Below are 18593 nucleotides of genomic sequence, written 5' to 3'. Positions count from 1 at the left end.
AAGAATTGTTGAAAAATAAAGACAATTCTGCTCTAATGCTAGATATCTTGCTGAAATCAAGAGTAAAAATAAAAATCCCATAATTCTTTGTTCATTAATAATATGAGCCTTACGATTACTCTCTATGTGTATGTTTCTCGTTTTCTAGGTTCAGTGAAGTAATATTAAGCTGAGATTGTTTATCTATAACTCTAATGACTGACTCATAAAAAAGAATACCTATATTTTTTCAAATACTCCCTATAAAACAATAATCAAGGACCTTAACTACTTTAGCTTTTTTTCAAAAAACTTTTTAATTTCCTCTCGCAGCTCTGCCCTTTGTCCAATTGTTTCATAGCCATGAGAAGCGTTCTCTATAAGGTGCAGCTGAACCTTCTCATATTTCTTTGCATATTTTATAGAGTAATGATATGGAACTATAACATCATCTTTACCATGAGTAATAAGTACATCGTTTTTATATGCAGATATGGTTTCAGAAATATGAAGATTTTTAATATCCTCAGTAAACTCTCTTCCAACTTTGTTTCCTCTAATATCTACATATCCATCCTTCTCTATATTTTCTAAACTAATATCTGTTAATGACTTGTTGTCCACAATATCATCGTACAAAGAAAATCCTGGAGAACATAAACACATCGCCTTAATGTCTGCTTGCCTTTTTGGTGCTAGAAGACTTGCTATCAATCCTCCCAAGCTATATCCAATCAGACCAATTCTATTCGGATCAACAAAATCTAACTCTTTTACAAAATCCAATATTGTTTCACCATCTGCAATTTCAGATTGTAAACACATATCCTCAAAATTGCCATCACTTTCTCCACTACCAACAAAATCAAATCTAGCACTTGCTATCCCGCTTTGTTCTAATTCTTTTGATATTCCTGTAAAAATTCCGCCTTCCATTCTGTTTCCGGTAAATCCATGAAACATTATTACTATTGGAGCCTTACCACTTATATTTTCTGGTTTATGTATCATTCCTCTTAAAATATAGCCTTTTCTTTGACATTCCGCATAAATCTGCATATTTACCACATCCTTTAATTAATGATTAGAATATCATTCTTGTAAACCTTTACTTAATTTTATTATATACAGTTTTAAAATGTATGTCAACCGTTTCCATATAATTATTTTAACGCATTAGTATATTTATTTATTATCTTTACTATAATATAGATGTATGCTCTTCCCCCAAATAGAAAATTATACATACTATAGATAGACAACATGAAAGTATGAAATGACCAACACCAAGTTTATCCTAAAAACTAATATTTTACTTAGAGAAACGAAAGGTAAATTTACCTTCACTGTGTTCTGTACTCTGTCAGTTGTGCTCTGAGTTAAACCATAATTTAACAGTATGAATATGGCATTATGAACTTTAATAGTTGAAGCGGTTTATCTATAGTGAAACTACTGCGAAGCTTAAACTATTTATGTTTCAAGATACCAATTTCCAAGGGATTATTGTACATAAGTAGTTTGTAATTGAGCTAGTCTCACTATATAAAAGAATAAATTTGGAGTTTTAATTTCTATTTTATTCCATTTTTTTATGAATTCATTGTTAATTTTACTTTGTTGTGCTATCATATTAAATTGTAAGGTGGTGGTAATTTATGATGAATACAATCCCAGATAATAAACTAAAGAAGATAAATTATTACTGGCAGGATATTTTGGATTACACAACTCATGATAAGTCCTATACATCTCAGGTAACCTCAGATCATAAATTGAATCAATCTAATAAAGTATCCATATATCATATAAACAAAAGATCCTTTTTAAAAGTTGATCCTTTACTTTATGATGAAGTAAATAAATTTATAGAAAGTTATTACTCTTATAAAAACGTTAATGCAGATTGTTTTATAAATGAATATGGAGATAATGTTTCTAATATCGTTACTAACTATATATACTATCTTTCTGAAAGCACTTTAATACATGACATATATGATTCTAGTTATACTATTAGGGCTCTTACTTTTTCAGACAAAGAATTATTTGAAAATTTCAAACATAATTGCTCTAAAGAAGATTTTGAAAAAGTAAAAATTGAATTATCTGCTCCATTGGTTTTAGGATGTTTTCATAATAACAATTTAATTGCAGTAGCAAGTCTATTGTATACTAAAAATAATATTGCAGATATAAAGCTTATTACTCTTAAAAATTACAGAAAAAAAGGCACTGGAAAGCTTCTTTGTAAATCCATTTGCCTTAGCGGACTTTCTAAAAATAAGATACTCCAATTTAAATTTTCAAAATCCGATGTAGCTTTAAAAAGGATAGCAGAACTGCTTGGATTCAAGTTGTATGTTATAGAAGAAAGCTTTATGCTGAACTTAAAAAAATAAGGCTTACCAAAATTCTCAAATTCTAATTTGAGAATTTTATAAGTAATCTAAAAAAAGCATAGCAATGGTTAATTTTCTTTTGTTTCACTACAAAAAATCTTTAAATATAACAGGAGCTATGCTCTTGTTATATTTTTTACAATCATTTTTCACAGAAAAGCTTAGAACAATACACATTCACTCTACTCTTTACTTTGAATTAAATTCTCGTTTTTTTAATTTTAATAATAAAGCATACCCAAAGTGCTATTCCATCAAAAGCCCATTCTATAAGTGTAATCCACCAAACATAATATATAGGTCTTTTTAAAATATAAATAAAAATAAAAGTAAGTGGAAGTCTTATTATACAGGATGATATAGATGTAACGATAAAAGGTGTTTTTGTATCGCCCATTCCTTTAAGCGCACCAGAAAAATTCATAGAAAGTGCTATTGCTGGTTGCTCAAAAGCTCCTATAGCAAGGCATATAGAGGCATAATACAAAATTTTTTCTTCTCCTATAAAAAATCCAACGAGGAAGTGAGAAAAAAACAGAAATATAACTGCAAAAAATGACATCATAAAAAATGAATAGTAAAAACATTCATAGGTGCACTTTTTTAAATCTCTAAGATTCCTTCTTCCATAGTTAATTCCTACAAGCGTAGTTACTGCCGCTCCAAAGCCTGTCCCAGGCATAAGTGATACTGCTTCTATTGAATTTGCAATCTCATTAGCTGCAAAAGCAACAGTTCCAGCCCTCATTATTATAAATGTGCACGCAAGTCTGCTTAAGCTATATGCTGCTTCTTCACCAGAGGATGGTATTGATAATTTTAAAAGTTCAATTATCTTCTTTATTTTTATCTTAAATACTATATTTATATTTATAGCTCCTGGTACTTTTACTACATAATGATAATCTATAAGAAATCCTAAAAATTGTGATAAAGCTGATGCTATTGAAACTCCAAGTACAGAGGATACATTAAATATATTTGAGAATATAAACACAAAATCAAATATAATCTTAAAAAGGCCAACATACAATGAAATTTTAAATGGTTCTACACTATTTCTATAGCTCCTTAATATAGAATTTATAACATTAATATTCATGCTAAAAAATAGTGAAATTGAAAACATCCTAAGTACTCCACAAGTTTGATTTAATGCTGCTCTTTTTACTCCAGATATAATAAGTATTTTTTCAGCATTAAAGAAAATAATTATGACAGTAACTGCTGATACTATTATTCCAAGAAAAAATCCCATCTCAGCATATTCCTTTGCTTGTATGTATCTTTTTGCACCATAGCTTTGAGCTGCCAAAGTTGTTACTCCTATACAAACTCCTGTAAAAATAAATATATTTAAAAAAGTATTGTATATATTATTACATATTCCAAACTGTGATACCTCGTTTCCTCCTCCATACTTTCCCACAAGCATCATATCTAGTATATATAAAAAGTTATAAACCGTTAATTCTAAAACCACTGGTAATGATACATCTAAAACCTCTCTTATTATTTTTTTATCCCTCACTATTTACCTACCAAAGTTATTGCTCATATTTTAAAATATATTAAATTTAAAATAATTAATTACTTTTTATAGTATTTTTAATGTACCTTTTAGGAAATAATAATACTCGTATACTAAATTTTAAGAGGTGGTTAACTTGAAAAAAAAGGCAAAGGCAGTATTTATTTTATCAATTATGTTTTTAACAATATTTCAAAGTATAAATCCCCTAAACATATATGCAATTAATAAAAATCCTATTGTAGAACCTAATAAAGATTATAAAGAAATAGCAAAAAAAGAGCTAGAAAAAATATATGGTCAAAGATCTAAAGCATTTATATCATTGGACTTAAAAAGTCTTGTTCCACTTTTTGACACCTCTCAAAACTATGGAAAATGGTCTTTAGATCACGAAATTAAACGTATTAAATATTTAAATGAATGGAGCTACAGAAGAAACATAAAATTTACAGATATAACTTCTTCTATAGATTTAAAAAGAGTTAAACACTCCGGCAACAAATTGCACGTTTATCTAATAGAAGTATTCAAGCTTAATTATATGTATAAAACAGATTCAGATCCTGTTAACAACTCATTTTCTATTGGTCTGCGACACAGTATAGATTTAGTAAATAAAAAAAATAATTGGGTTGTATATAACGATTGGTATACTGATTGTTTTGAGGATGCCTTAGCCTTGTATAAAGGAGACTTAACTATTCCAGATACAAGTAAACTTAAGGTTCATGACCTTTCAAATAGTCCCAAAAACATTGATGAAATGCTTTGGGGTAACAACAGAAGAATAAGAATGGTTCAGTATGCCGATAAATATTATCTTAACTACAATAAAAAATATTTAGATTTTACAGGCATTGGAGGTGATTGCACAAATTTTGCCTCTCAAACTTTAAGTGACAAAGAAGGTGCTGCGCTAAAATATAATGGCGGCTGGCATTGTGCTAAAGGTCAAGGTAGCAAAGCTTTTGTAAATACTGATGCCTTTAAAAATTACCTTATATATAGTGGAAGAGGTAGAATAATAAAGGTTGGAACCTTTGAAAATTTAATTAAAAAAACAAATTACTATCCTGAGGGTGCTATTTCAAAGTTGATTCCAGGTGATCTCATAGCCTATGACAAAAAAAATAATATAGATCATTTTGCAATAGTAACCAGTTTCGATTCTCATGGTTACCCTCTTATAAATTCACACACAACAGATAGGTATCATGTTCCATGGGATCTTGGATGGGCTAATAGCAATATTAAGTTTCACCTTATACACACTTACTTACATTAAATATATAAATCCACAGTAAGTGTAACTTAAATACTAGCTGATGAATAGTATATTGTGTATCACTTTCAAAAGGGGAGCGCTATGCAAATACTTTCAACAATACTTTTCGTTTTATCAGCTAGTACAGATAATTTTGTTGTTGGCTTGTGCTATGGTATAAAAAAAATCAAAATAAATTTATTAATCAATTTACTTATAGCAATAATATCAGCAGTCGGAACCGCTTTATCAATGGAGTTAGGAAGCTTTATCGGTATTTTTGTACCTACAGGCTTTACCAATATACTTGGAAGCGGCATTCTTATTTTAATAGGTCTTTGGGCTATCATCGGTGAATTCCGACAAAACAAAAAATCATCTAAATCAACCGAAAAAAATAGCCTGTCAAATATAGAAGATATTCTCTCTAATCCAGAAAACGCAGATAAAGATACTTCTGGAAGCATAGACTTAAAAGAATCCTTTTCACTTTCTATTGCTCTTGCTTTAAATAACATGGGGCTTGGAATAGGCGCAAGTATATCAGGTTTAAACATAATACTTACTACAATTTTAACCTTTTTTATAAGCATAGTTACAATTTCCCTAGGTCTCACAATAGGCAACAAATATTTATCAGATAAGCTCGGTAAATATGCAGCCGTAATTTCAGGCTTAATCATTATATTACTAGGTATTTATGAAATGCTAGCAAAGTAACAGTATCTTGAGATGTTAAATGAAAACTATAAATCTAAGGCAATGATTTATTAGCTTTCATTTAAATCACCTCTTCAATACTGTTACTTCACTAATCCAGAAATGCAAGGTGGATTTTTCTCCGTTTCTCTACGAAAAATCAGCCGTAAACATAGTTAATCAATAGAAATTAAGTACAATATATTGTACTGAAATTATTGGTTACAAAAATTCACACCTAAAATTCCGTAGGTACGGAGGAATTTTTTCCTTGTACTGCTGTGGCAGCGAAATAACAATGTTGAAGGAACAGTTTAAAAAAATTCTAATAAATCTTGGTTTAAAAATCGTCAAATACTTAGATATTTCAATCTGTCTGAGCGATAGCGAGTTATTGAAATATCTTAGTATTTTATGATTTTTAAACTTTAGATTTATAGAATTTTTTTAATGTGACAAAGCATTGTTACTTCGCTCTTTATTTTATTTTCTTAAATCTCCACATAAGACTTGAAAAATCTTCTCTTATTATTGGTATACTCAAGCCTACATTCATGAGTTCATCTCCATAAAAAGCTTCTTTTGTAGCTATATTTTCATACAAGGTATTTTCATCTAAGCCCTTAAATTTTAATATGCGGCTGGCTGCTGCAGGTTGGGCTAATATATTAAAATAATAACCTACCATTTCTGATTTATCCTTGGAAACAAAATTCCATCCTGCCTCATTGCCGTCAAAAGGACTGAGTACTCTATAAAAATCACCAAACTGGATAATTTCTCTTATCTCCTTATAAGTGCTAATTTGAAGCTTCACAAGTTCTTTATCTTCTTCAGATAACTTAGTTAAGTCAAGCTCGTATCCTAAATTTCCAGACATAGCTACATGTCCTCTTATATTCATAGGGGTTATCCTTCCAACCTGATGATTTGGAACTGTTGATACATGGGCTCCAATGGAGCTAATTGGATAAACTACGCTTGTTCCGTACTGTATTTTAAGCCTGCATATTGCATCTGTATTATCACTAGCCCAGGTTTGAGGCATATAGTAAAGCATACCGGCATCAAATCTACCGCCGCCGCTGGAGCAACTTTCAAATAGTACTTCTGGAAAGCGAGAGGTTAATTCCTCTAATATTTTATATAATCCAAGCATATATCGATGAGCAGTTTCCCTTTGCCTTTCTGGTGAAAGTTTAGCAGAACCAACCTCTGTCATATGACGATTCATATCCCACTTTACATAGTTAATAGGCGCACTACTTAAAACTTTAGATACTGCTTCAATAATGTAATCACAAACATCATTTCTTGACAAATCAAGTACAAGTTGACTTCTTCCAAAGGTATGCGGTCTGTTAGGAACATGCAGGCACCAATCTGGATGACTTCTATACAAATCGCTGTTTTCAGAAACCATTTCAGGTTCAAACCACAAGCCAAAGTTCATTCCAATATCATGAATTCGATTTGCTAAATCTTTAAGCCCGTCTGGAAGCTTATTTTTATCAACTATCCAGTCACCAAGAGAACTAAAATCATCATCTCTTTTTCCAAACCATCCATCATCTAATACCATAAGTTCAATGCCAAGCTTTTTACCCTCAGCTGCAATTTCTACTATCTTGTCAGCATTGAAATTAAAATAAGTTGCTTCCCAGTTATTAACCAAAATAGGTCTAACCGTATCACGAAACTTTCCTCTGCACAATCGACTTTGATAAAGCTTATTGTAGGTTCTTGACATACTACCTAAACCTTTAGAGGAATATACCATTACAACCTCTGGCGTCTGAAAACTTTCCTTTTGACCTAAGATCCAAGAAAAATCAAAAGGATTTATCCCCATGGATACTCTTGTATTTTTAAATTGATCAACTTCTGCGCTTGCTATAAAATTGCCACTATAAACAAAATTAAAGGCATATACTTCTTTACAGTCTTCATCTGCATTTTTTTCAAGAAGTGCTATAAAAGGATCATTCTGAGGACTGCTTGCTCCACGTCGGCTCTCAACACTCTGTATTCCAGATACAAGCGGGCGCCTATCCATATTTCTCTCATTAGTATGGGCTCCATGAAATGTAAGCACATCATACTCACTACTTCTAAAATCCACACTTGCGCTTAAAGCTTTGAGAATTTTAATTTTTTCACTGCCATTGTTTTTAAACTGCACAGAACGAGTAAGTGCATCAAACTTTTCAAATATTGTATAACTCAAAATAACAGTCAAACCTATAGCCTTATCTTCCATGGTTATTTCAAGTGTTTTTGCTTCATTTTTATCTTCAACATAAACTGCTGGAAGTCCCTTAAGCTTTCTTTTTCCATCATATATTTCATGTTTTGCATATCTAAGGTCTGTAACTGTAGACCCATTTTCAAGCTGAAGCTGATATGCAGGATTTCTAAAATCACCATTTCCATAGGCAGGATATTCATTAGGAATAGTATCTAATGAAAAAGTACGATTATTAGAATCCGGATTTGGTGAAAATCCTCTATCGACAAAGATAATAGGGTTACTCTTATGGTATTCTTTAATTTTTCTTCCCCAATATAAATGAACTAAATATCCACCTTCCATAACCTGCATAATATAACTCATATTCTTATTCTGCAAATGAAATATTTTTTCTTTTTCATCGAAATATATATTCATAGTTTTCCCTCCACTCAATCGTTTTCAATATATGCATAAATACTTTATTGCTGTATACTATTTATATTAGTTTAATTTTTACTGGAGTACAAGAATAAAAAAAACAACTGGAGGGTAAAATATTGCTCAGTAATTTAAAACAAACTTCAATAGGCTTTAATTTTATATCACCAATATCACTTTTAACTATTAAAGGCCTCGGGTGGCAGACGATTACTTCTCATGACTATATATGGAACGGAAAATACCGTAAAGATGAGCACTGTCTCATACAATATACTATAAGTGGTGAAGGTGAACTTGAACTCAATAATATCATATATAAATTAAAGGAAGGAGACGCTTTCATTGTAGAGGTTCCGAGCTCTCACTGCTACAGGCTACCAAAGAAATCAGACAAGTGGGAATTATTATATATACAATTTTCTAATGAAGCTTTACCGTTTTGGAATCAGCTTACAGCTTTAGTAGGGCCAGTATTTTCAATAAAAAAAGACTCTGCTATAGAAAAGTTAATGTGGAACATTTATGATATGTCCGTAAGGAACGAATTTCAAGATGCATATCAGTGTTCAAAATATGCCTATGAACTAATAATGAATCTTGTCAGTTATTTTCATAAGGAGCAAAAGCAAAAGGTTCTTCCATCAAGTATAGAACTTTGTAAAGACTTTATCAATACTCATTATAATTTACAAATTGGTTTAGATGATATGGCAAAAGCAGCTCAAATTTCTAAATTTCATTTAACGCGAAAGTTTGAAAAAGAGCTTGGCATTACACCAAATAATTACCTGATTAAAATACGCTTAGAAAATTCAGTTAAGCTTTTAACTTCACAAAGCAACTTAACCCTTGAAAATATAGCTAAAAGTGTGGGTTTCTCATGTAGTAATTATTACGGAAAGGTTTTTAAAAAGAAATTTGGAGTTTCACCAGATGAATTTCGCAGGAACAGCAGTTCCTACGAAATAAACAGAATCTTATATGAAAAATAGGCTTAATTTTCAAAATCCTTTAAAATATCAGTTCCTTTTTCACATACAGCTTTGTATACTACAAAATCTATAACAACATATATAACTAAAAGTACCATAAAGGTAATAGCAAAATTAGGTCTCACAATAACTATAGCTGCAACAGTAATAACTCCTACAATAAGAGCAGGTATAACTGCAAATAAAACATTTAAATTTTGTTTAACAGCTTTCTGTTCATTGTCCCATTCAAGCTTCGGCATCATTATATCAATTAAAATTCCAATTGTAGCTGAAAGAAACATTCCAGCTAATCCTATAATAATGCATAATATTGACATATATATTGGCATTTTCATTATTATAGCTGCAGTAATTACTAAAAGTATCTGCCCAACCAATGCTATAGCAACTCCCGAAAGTATTTTCGCTGTAATTTGCTGTTTATATGGAACAGGAATATACTTCATAACAAAAAAGTTATCGCCTTCTCTTGAAATGGATGTACAAGTAACAACATTCATGCATCCAACAAACACTCCAAATGCAGCTGCTGCAGCTATAATTATTGGATAATTTGAACTTGATGCAAATAAGCTTATAAGTTGATCCTTAGAAGGTCCATTATTTTGATGAGAACTAAAAAACATAGGCATTATTATAACAAGCGGCCATATTAAAACTATTATTACGCAGTTTATAAAATACGCTGGTGTTCTAAAAAGCAGCTTTAATTCTTTAATAGTATAAGACATTACAACAGACCTTCTAGCTACTGCCTTGGATAGTTCTGCTTCATTCATAGCTTTTCTTTTTGAACCTGATTCTGAAAGGCCTACAACTCCTTTGAAATAAAGCGCATTACTTAAAACTAAAATTATAACAAAACTTAGGATGTTTATTAATACAAAAATCACAAGCTGTAAAAAGCCATAAAAACTACCGCTATTAATAAGTGCAGCAGCCGCAATCTTACCGCCTGGGAAAATGCTTCCTACTGAGTTACTTAAATTTTTCAAGCTATTTGACATCTGACCTGCATTTCTAGCTCCCATATTTGCAACTATGTTAAAGCCAAATGCAAATACAAGTGCAAGTATTCCCCCTATAATTTTAAAAAGGTCTTTGTTCTTTGATAAATTTATCAGCGGCATTACTAAAATGCTCAATAAAAGTGCTATACAAAGAGGCAATACAGGTAAAAAAATTATAAGAATTACGCTATATACATAAAACAATGGATTTGCCGAAGAATTAATTCCATATATAATTGTACATGGCACCAAGATAATTCCTGCAATAAAATATTCATACAAAAGTGTTACTACAAATTTACTTGCTATAATTGTCTCAGGTTTTACTGGAAGCGGAAGCAAATAATCTATATCCTTTGAAAAATAAAAAATATTCATTACATAAAATACGCCAAAGAAAAAAATAACAAAGGCTACAAGTGAATAATTTAAAACCAAAAGTAATGATTGCATATTTATCATTTTTAAACTTTCATAAATCGGCAAATCAAGAGCCCCAACGGAACACGCCAAAAGCAAAAATAAAATAATTGCCATAATGGTTCTATATATGCTGTTATCTGACAATCCTTTTTTCTTTCTACCACCCCTCATATCGGAGCCCATCATAAGATATTTAGTTAGTACAAAAAATTTATTTGTTTTCATCTTCCACCAACTCCAAAAACATTTTTTCAAGAGAACTGCCTTGCTCTTTAAGACTATCCTTCATTTCAGTTATTGTTCCGCAAAATAATATTTTACCCTTATTTATTATTGCAATTCTATCGCAAACTTTTTCTGCTACCTCAAGAACATGGGTAGAAAAGAAAACAGTTTTTCCACTATCAGCATGTCTTCTCATCATTTCTTTTAAATTATATGCAGCTTTAGGATCAAGTCCTGTAAGTGGCTCATCTAATATCCAAACACTAGGATCATGAATTAAAGCACCCATCACAATAATCTTTTGCCTCATACCATGAGAATAACTTTGAATTTTATCGCTTAAAGCACTTTCCATATCAAAGTACTTACTTAACTCCTCAATTCTTTTTTGCCTTACTGAAGTTTCAACATCGTATATATCAGACATAAAATTTAAATATTCTATGCCCTTGAGCCTTAAAAACATATCCGGACTATCTGGAACATATCCTATTTTACTTTTAGCCTCCAGCGGTTTTTCATTTATATCTACACCATCTACTTTAATGCAGCCACTATCATTTTTTATTATTCCCATAATCATCTTTATGGTTGTACTTTTTCCTGCACCATTAGGTCCTAAAAATCCAAATATCTCACCGGAATTTATTGTTAAATTTAAGTCCTCAACTGCATTATTTTTTCCATTATAGGTTTTAGTTACATTGGTAAGTTCTATCATATATTTTCCTCCACAAAATAAATTTGATTTTTGTTATAGAAATTATATAACAATAACAACATTATTTCAATATAAATTTTATATGCGCAAAAAACGCCGCTGCATTAAGAAATTATTGCAACAGCGTCAAAGTATTTCAACTGCTAAATTAAAAAATACCTTCATTCCAAAAACGATTGAGCAATATATCGTGGTTGTTTTTGTTTGTTTATATATATTACTCCTTTATGGTGTAGTTCATATCTTACTTAAAATTAATTATATAATTGTTTTTTGCAGGCTTAGTATAATCTCCATGAAAATAATTGTAGCAATCTAATTCTTCAAAATTCTTGTGACCTCTTCTACCATATCTTTCTTGTATCTCAAGTGTCTTATCATTATTTTTCCAAAAGAAGTTTTGATCAGCGCCCTGTTCTACATTTATATCCTTGCACAAGCTTATTACATTTGTAAGGTTATCTCCTTTTATTTGTGCTGCATAAACATTTGCACTGTTATCAGCATCTTTGTCTGTAGAATATGCTATTTTTGTACCATCCTCACTTAATCTAAATGCATCAACCCAATCGTCAACAAGCTTAGAAGTTGTACCATTTTTCATATCATACATGCATAATCCTCTTGTGTTCTTATCAAAATATGAATATATTACATTTCCATTTGCATCAAAGTCAGCATTGTAGAACAAATTGCCTTCACTTTCGCCCTGCTTTAAAGTTACTATCTCACCTGGCTTATTAAAGTCAATCATATATAGTGATTCTGTAACATTAAAATGGTCAGCTTCAGGTTTATATTTAGTTCCAACAAAAACAACTTTATTACCATCTGCGGATGCCTCTGCTCTTTCAACATGGTATCTCCATCCATCCTTTTCAAGCTTAAAATCCTTTATTACCTTATCAGTTTTCTTTTCATAAAGTGAAATGTAAAGTGGAAGCGTGTTCATTTTTTGTTGTTGTTTTTCATCTTCTCCAACTCCAGATAATCTTGGTGCAGATTCGCCAGCTGCATACTTTTCATTTGCTTTATAATTTCCATTGTCATAATTAAGATCCTCATGCAAAAACATTGTATAATTTTCATTACCTATCTCATGAAAAATTTGATTTCCATGCCTTAATATATTAAAATCATCTAAATCTTTATCCTGTATTTGTTTTATATTTTGAATCTCCAGTTTATCATCAGCGGTACTCTTAGGTTGTGCTAAGGCTTTAACTACAACAGTTTTGCCATTGTTATCTCCTGCTTTTGCCTTTATACCATAACTTTCAACACTAATTCCACCAATAACAACTGCTGTAATTAAAAGCATTGGTAGCTTAAATTTTAAATTTTTATTCATTCCATCCCTCCTTTTTAGATTAAATTACTGCAGTTAACTTAACCTTTAATTAAATTATAGATAGTTATTATTTCAAAAATATATAAAGTTGTATCTATTTTGTAAACATATGTATTGGAAGCTTTATTTTTGTTCTTACCCCTTCATCTTCAACATTCTCCATACTTATCTCTCCATTGTGCTTATCCAAAATATCTTTTACAATATATAAGCCTAAGCCGCTGCCGCCTTTTTCCCTAGAAGCTTTCTTTTCAACACGATAAAAGGGTTCAAATATTTTATCCATTTTGTCCCTCGGTATACAATCGCCCCTATTGTTTATAATGACTAAAGCACTATTATTCTCCCTTTCTAATTTCAAGCTTATCGTTGATTTAACAGCGCCATATTTTATAGAATTGTCTATAATATTTATAAAAACCTGCTTTAGCGAATTTTCATCACCCATAACCTCTATATCATCATCACTTTCAAAAACTATTTTCACTTCATATTTACTTGCCTTAATGCTCATTTCTTCGCAAGTATTTTCAAGCATCTTTTTTAAGTTAACTTCACTAAATTTCATTTCATTAGTATCAGATTTTAATTTCGATATTTCTAAGAGATCGACCACCATATCATATAATCTTTTACTTTCCTTTTCTATATGCCCCATACCTTTAAGAAAAAAATCTTTATCAGTAAATCCGTTTTCTTTAATCATTTGGGCATATCCAAGAATTACAGTTAATGGGGTTCTAAGCTCATGGGTAGCGCTATCAAAAAATACTTTTCTATGCTCTTCAAGCTTCATAAGATTATCTCTATCTTGCTTTATTGTTTCGATTTGCTTTTGTATTTTTTCCTTCATAAGAATAAAATTTCTCGCAAGTACTCCTATTTCATCCTTTGTCTTTATGTTTAAAGCTTCTGTATTATAATTACCCTCAGCCATTTCGCTGGTTAATCTACTTAGCTTAAGAACTGGTACCGATATACTTCTAGATAGAAATATTGAAAAGATAAATACTACAGCAAATATTGCAGCAAGAGAGTACATTAACTTATCAATTAAATTGCTGCTGTAAGAAAATATATCCGTATAATCCTTCGTATACCTAAAGATTCCATAAATCTTGTTATCAAGTATTATAGGATAAGAAAAACTAACAATTGTCTTTCCATTTATTTTATTTATGGTATATGCATTTTTATTATTTTCAGCTTGCTTAAGGTCTTTATCAAGTATTTTTTCATGAAAGCTATCAGAATCATATATAAGCTTTCCTTTATATGAGTATAGAAGTATTCTAGAGTTATCTTTTGTGTGTAATTTCATTCCAAAATCTGAACATTCTTTATAGGATATGTTTTGAAGTGAACTCCTATCATGTAATAATATAAATTCATTTATGTATTCATCAAAATATAATTTATTTGCATTAAAATTTTGTGATATTAAATTTTCATTATTTTTTTCTATTGAAGAACTTAAAATCATACCAAGTACTAAAAAACCCGAGAGAAAAATTAGGGAAAATCCAAAAAGTATTTTATATCTTATAGAAAATCTCATAATTTCACCTTCAATCCAGCCTATATCCTACTCCAAATATAGTTTTAATAATATTATTATCATTTTTCATTCCAAGTTTTTTTCTTATACGCTGAATATGAATATCAACAGTTCTAGTGTCACCATAAAAATCAAAGCCCCATACTTCATTTAAAATTTGCTCCCTTGTAAACACTTTTCCCTTTCCTTCACTTAACAAAAGCAGCAAATCATATTCTTTAGGTGTAAAAACAACAGTTTCATTTTTATAAGTTACAGTTCTACTTTCTTTAATTATCTTTATATCATTTCCTACGCTGACAATATCCTTATCATCATCAATTGACTCTTTTACCTGATCTATTCTTCTAAATATAGCCTTTATCCTAACTATGGCTTCCCTTATATCAAATGGTTTCGTAATATAATCATCGGCTCCAAGTTCCATTCCAAGAATCTTGTCCACAATATCCGTTTTTGCTGTAAGCATAACTATTGGAATCTTATATTCTGCACTCACTTTCCTGCAAACATCAAATCCGCTTATGTCTGGAAGCATAATGTCCAAAACAATGAGATCAGGTTTAAACTCGTCAATAAGCTTTATGCCATCAAAACCTGTTTCACTATAGGCTGTATTAAAACCTTCCCTTGTAAGCGAGTAGCTTAAAAGTTCCCCTATTGCTCTCTCATCCTCTATTATTAAAATATTCTTCTTATTTAATTTGCTCATAAAATATACACCACTTTCAATCTATTATTAGCTAAACGGCTCATTACTATATACCCTACATTACATGTATATTTTACATCAACGCCCATATATATACAAAAATAATAGTGAAGGGTTTTGCCACAGCAAAACCCTTCACTTTTTCTATAATTAACTTTATTTATAAATTACAACTTAATAACCTTTTAGTGCCACAGCCTCATAGTAAGATTATTTAGTCAATATCTTTTAACGATTCTTTTAAAGTTTTAGCTGAACTATGAAGTTGTTCTATCTCCTCTTTTTTTAGCGGAACTTCAAGTATCTGCTTTACTCCATTAATTCCTATGATAGAAGGTACTCCCATATATATTCCATTCACGCCGTATTGACCTTCTAATAACGAAGAAGTGGTTAATATAGAATTTTCATCTCTTATTATAGCTTCAACAATTCTCCTTACCGCTAATGCAACTGCATAGTAAGTAGCTCCCTTTTTCTTAATAATTTCATAGGCTGCATTTTTAACGTCCTCATGAATCTTGAACTTAAGTCCTCCATCGCATTTATTGCATGCTACTCTGCAGTATTCATTCACATCCATACCTGCTATATTAGTAAGACTCCAGGTTGCTATTTCTGAATCTCCATGTTCGCCCATAATATAGGTATGAATGTTTCTCGCATCAATTCCAAAATGCTTACTAAGCATATATCTAAATCTTGAAGTATCAAGGACAGTTCCAGAACCTATTACTCTTTCACTCGGAAATCCTGATAATTTATAAGTTATATAAGTTAGTATATCTACAGGATTTGAAACAACAAGTAAAATAGCGTTAGGATTGTACTTTACAACTTCTGGCACTATAGACTTAAATATATTGTAGTTTTTAGATATTAAATCTAATCTTGTTTCCCCTGGTTTTTGAGCTGCACCTGCTGTTATAATAACAATATCAGAATCCTTTGTATCTGAATAATCTCCGGCTTTAACCTCAACTGGTTTTACAAAAGCTGCACCATGTGATAAATCCATAGCTTCTCCTTCTGCCTTATCCTTATTAACATCAACTATTACCAATTCAGATGCAAGTCCACCGTTCATAATTGCAAAAGCAGTAGATGATCCTACAAATCCCGCGCCTATTATGGAAATTTTCGTATTCTTATTCATTTCAATCCCTCCAAACTTTAGATTAACTAAGATAGTATAATCTATTAACATCTTCGTTATTCATATTTTTTACTAAAACATAGCATTTTATTCTCATTTATAATCTATCTAATAATATTATATACTAATTAATAATTATTATCAACAAAATTCCATAACATCCTTTATGTATAAAATCATATAATATCATGTACGTTATTCATAAATAATTGGAGGCTTTATTATGTCTTTTAATCCAAAAAAGAAAATAATAATAATTTCCCTATCAATCATTTTAGTTCTAATTTTTGCCTTTGTTTATGTTAACTTTTTTAAATCGCAAAAAACTTCATCTACAAATAAAGCTACCTCTACTAAATTGGTGAAACCAAAAGTTTCTCCTAAAGCTAATCCTAATTCTGCATCAACTACTTCTCCTGCAAATAGTTCTAAAAATACAGAAAATGCTGCTGCTGAAACCTCTACCTCTAAACCAAATGAAAGTACAGTTTCCTCTAGAAAAATATCTTCTAATATAAAGCAGCAAGTTTCACCAAAACCAATACCAAAACCTTCTGCTTCTATAATTTCTGATAATGATATAAAAGCATTGTTATATAATGGCGATATAGCCGTAAGAAATTTCTACACTTCGGCTTATTTAAAAAATTCAAATCACAATAGTCCAACTGTTTTGGATAATAAATACTATAGTGAAATGATTCCATCTATAACTAGCTATAGCATGCTCCAAAATTTTATGAGAAAAAACTATAATTTAAATTCCTATTACACTCAAACCTTTATAAGAAAGTTTATGGATGAAACCTTTAGATATATTAATGGAAAATACTATATACTTGTTGGCAATTATGGTCTTATGCTCCAATACGATAACACCTTTAAAGTAATATCAAGGTCTTCTAACGGTAATTTACTTTATCTCAAAATAAGTGGTTATGCTGATGGTGATACAACACCAAGCACAATGAACGTAGTATTGTACCATTCTGGAACAAACTGGCTTATTTATAAATTTAATGACTGGGGAATACAAGCACTAGCAAACTAGCAAATAAACTCTGTATATTTTTTCATATTTATGCTATATTCTATTTATATAATTGTGCACTGATTTTATAGTACGGAGTGAATATAATATGAATAACAAAGACATCCTCGCAAAATATATACCAATGGCAGAATTTATTTCAAGTATACTAGGCAGCAACTGTGAAGTAGTAATACACGACATAACCTCCCCAAATAATTCTATAATTTTTATAAAAAATGGTCACCTTAGCGGTAGAAAATTAGGTGGCCCTTTAACAGATTTGGTTTTAAATATAATTCAAAATAAAAGCTACAAAAGCAAAAGCTTTGTTTCGAACTACAAAGCCATTGGCAATTTTAAAACTTTTAGATCTGCAAGTTATTTTATAAAGAATGATGACGATGAAATAATAGGAGTTTTATGCGTAAATATAGATACGGAACCTTATGATAAAGTTAAGCAGCTAATGGACAACCTAAGCTTTATATCAACAGATTCAATAAATGATAAAAGGAAAACACTTGATACACAAGAGCAATTTTACGACAATGTCGATGAACTTTTATATATGATGGTACAAAAAGCAATATCAAAAACCAAAATACCACCGGACAGGATGTCTTCAGAAGAAAAAATAAATATAGTAAAAGAGCTTTATGATGAAGGAGCCTTTAATCTAAAAGGAGCTGTCTCCGAAATCGCCAAAGCCCTCCAGGTATCCGAACCCACAATCTACCGCTATCTAAATAAATATAAGTAATCCTGCCAGGGGTTTGGGCGTCCAATGTCATCAACTTAAGAAACCTTACAATAAATTGAAGTGATATAAAATTTGATTTAAAAATTACTTTGCTAAA

At 30.5% G+C, this 18593-nt stretch carries 15 protein-coding genes; 6 read left to right on the top strand and 9 right to left on the bottom strand.

The window, feature by feature from the left end; translation table 11 throughout:
- Window positions 1–267: 267 nt before the first annotated feature.
- On the bottom strand, window positions 268–1038 hold the full coding sequence (locus ACJDT4_RS22160) for an alpha/beta hydrolase family protein (protein ID WP_406789791.1): 771 nt from the start codon (window positions 1036–1038) through the stop codon (window positions 268–270).
- 599 nt (window positions 1039–1637) lie between these two features.
- Here ACJDT4_RS22160 and ACJDT4_RS22155 point away from each other — a divergent pair.
- The gene (locus ACJDT4_RS22155) at window positions 1638–2381 is read left to right on the top strand and encodes a hypothetical protein (protein ID WP_406789790.1); all 744 of its coding nucleotides are present in this window, start codon (window positions 1638–1640) and stop codon (window positions 2379–2381) included.
- 199 nt (window positions 2382–2580) lie between these two features.
- Here ACJDT4_RS22155 and ACJDT4_RS22150 read toward each other — a convergent pair whose 3' ends face one another.
- Window positions 2581–3912, bottom strand: a complete 1332-nt coding sequence (locus tag ACJDT4_RS22150) for an MATE family efflux transporter (RefSeq protein ID WP_406789789.1) — start codon at window positions 3910–3912, stop codon at window positions 2581–2583.
- Window positions 3913–4048: 136 nt separating this feature from the next.
- Here ACJDT4_RS22150 and ACJDT4_RS22145 point away from each other — a divergent pair, with 136 nt between their 5' ends.
- On the top strand, window positions 4049–5200 hold the full coding sequence (locus ACJDT4_RS22145) for an amidase domain-containing protein (protein ID WP_406789788.1): 1152 nt from the start codon (window positions 4049–4051) through the stop codon (window positions 5198–5200).
- An 81-nt stretch (window positions 5201–5281) separates the two neighbouring features.
- Window positions 5282–5899 (top strand): sporulation membrane protein YtaF, encoded by a 618-nt coding sequence (gene ytaF / locus ACJDT4_RS22140; RefSeq protein ID WP_406789787.1) that lies wholly within the window; start codon window positions 5282–5284, stop codon window positions 5897–5899.
- A 457-nt stretch (window positions 5900–6356) separates the two neighbouring features.
- Here ytaF and ACJDT4_RS22135 read toward each other — a convergent pair whose 3' ends face one another.
- Entirely contained in the window at window positions 6357–8546 is a 2190-nt protein-coding gene (locus ACJDT4_RS22135) for an alpha-galactosidase (RefSeq protein WP_406789786.1), read from the bottom strand.
- Between the two features lie 122 nt (window positions 8547–8668).
- On the opposite strand from ACJDT4_RS22135, the gene ACJDT4_RS22130 reads away from it, so the two are divergent.
- Window positions 8669–9544: an AraC family transcriptional regulator gene (locus ACJDT4_RS22130; protein WP_406789785.1), complete on the top strand. Its 876-nt coding sequence runs from the start codon at window positions 8669–8671 to the stop codon at window positions 9542–9544.
- A 2-nt stretch (window positions 9545–9546) separates the two neighbouring features.
- On the opposite strand, the gene ACJDT4_RS22125 is transcribed toward ACJDT4_RS22130, so the two are convergent.
- From ACJDT4_RS22125 to ACJDT4_RS22100, 6 genes are all read right to left on the bottom strand, one after another.
- Entirely contained in the window at window positions 9547–11205 is a 1659-nt protein-coding gene (locus tag ACJDT4_RS22125; RefSeq protein ID WP_406789784.1) for a putative ABC transporter permease subunit, read from the bottom strand.
- On the bottom strand, window positions 11192–11926 hold the full coding sequence (locus ACJDT4_RS22120; RefSeq protein WP_406789783.1) for an ABC transporter ATP-binding protein: 735 nt from the start codon (window positions 11924–11926) through the stop codon (window positions 11192–11194). Before ACJDT4_RS22120 ends, ACJDT4_RS22125 begins: the two co-directional genes overlap by 14 nt.
- Window positions 11927–12170: 244 nt before the next feature.
- Window positions 12171–13277 carry a TolB-like translocation protein gene (locus tag ACJDT4_RS22115; RefSeq protein ID WP_406789782.1) on the bottom strand — a complete coding sequence of 369 codons (1107 nt, stop codon included), beginning with the start codon at window positions 13275–13277 and terminating at the stop codon, window positions 12171–12173.
- 94 nt (window positions 13278–13371) lie between these two features.
- A complete protein-coding gene (locus tag ACJDT4_RS22110) occupies window positions 13372–14835 on the bottom strand; it encodes a sensor histidine kinase (protein ID WP_406789781.1) in 1464 nt (487 codons plus the stop codon).
- A gap of 10 nt (window positions 14836–14845) precedes the next feature.
- Entirely contained in the window at window positions 14846–15547 is a 702-nt protein-coding gene (locus ACJDT4_RS22105) for a response regulator transcription factor (RefSeq protein WP_406789780.1), read from the bottom strand.
- Between the two features lie 214 nt (window positions 15548–15761).
- Entirely contained in the window at window positions 15762–16703 is a 942-nt protein-coding gene (locus tag ACJDT4_RS22100) for an L-lactate dehydrogenase (RefSeq protein WP_406789779.1), read from the bottom strand.
- A gap of 223 nt (window positions 16704–16926) precedes the next feature.
- Between ACJDT4_RS22100 and ACJDT4_RS22095 the strand changes: the two genes are divergently transcribed.
- Window positions 16927–17754, top strand: coding sequence for a DL-endopeptidase inhibitor IseA family protein (locus ACJDT4_RS22095; protein WP_406789778.1), 828 nt, complete (start codon window positions 16927–16929; stop codon window positions 17752–17754).
- 88 nt (window positions 17755–17842) lie between these two features.
- Complete coding sequence (locus ACJDT4_RS22090) at window positions 17843–18496, top strand: helix-turn-helix transcriptional regulator (protein ID WP_406789777.1); 654 nt, start codon at window positions 17843–17845, stop codon at window positions 18494–18496.
- Window positions 18497–18593: the final 97 nt, after the last annotated feature.

The organism is Clostridium neuense (genome assembly GCF_045310695.1).
GTDB classification, from domain to species: Bacteria; Bacillota; Clostridia; order Clostridiales; family Clostridiaceae; genus Clostridium_S; species Clostridium_S neuense.
Note: the sequence above shows the minus strand (reverse complement) of the source record. Positions and strands in the feature narration are given on the sequence as shown.